1 protein-coding gene is annotated in these 779 nt (G+C 55.5%); it reads left to right on the forward strand.

From position 1 onward, the window contains the following. The coding region (locus MiSe_RS49415) for a hypothetical protein (RefSeq protein ID WP_226594935.1) at positions 1 to 779 on the forward strand (779 nt) is incomplete at both ends.

Here is a 779-nt window from a genome sequence, read left to right on the forward strand (position 1 = left end):
TCCGAAGAACTTGATCTCAGGCACAATACTTACCCACGCCGTGCCCCTACAATGGCACGGCATCCGAAGAACTTGATCTCAGGCACAATACTTACCCACGCCGTGCCCCTACAATGGCACGGCATCCCAAGCACTTTGTCCCAGGAACAAAACTTACCCACGCCGTGCCCCTACAATGGCACGGCATCCGAAGAACTTTGTCCCAGGCACAATACTTACCCACGCCGTGCCCCTACAATGGCACGGCATCCGAAGAACTTTGTCCCAGGCACAATACTTACCCACGCCGTGCCCCTACAATGGCACGGCATCCGAAGAACTTTGTCCCAGGGACACTTACCCAGGTCGTGCCCCTACAATGGCACGGCATCCGAAGCACTTTTTCTCAGGCACAATACTTACCCACGCCGTGCCCCTACAATGGCACGGCATCCGAAGCACTTTTTCTCAGGCACAATACTTACCCACGCCGTGCCCCTACAATGGCACGGCATCCGAAGCACTTTTTCTCAGGCACAATACTTACCCACGCCGTGCCCCTACAATGGCACGGCATCCCAGGAGCTTTGTACAAACGACAAAACTTACGGACGCCGTGCCCCTACAATGGCACGGCATCCCAGGAGCTTTGTACAAGCGACAATACTTACCCACGCCGTGCCCCTACAATGGCACGGCATCCCAGGAGCTTTGTACAAGCGACAATACTTACCCACGCCGTGCCCCTACAATGGCACGGCATCCCAGGAGCTTTGTACAAGCGACAATACTTACCCACG

It is taken from the genome of Microseira wollei NIES-4236 (genome assembly GCF_020521235.1).
Classification (GTDB): Bacteria; Cyanobacteriota; Cyanobacteriia; order Cyanobacteriales; family Aerosakkonemataceae; genus Microseira; species Microseira wollei.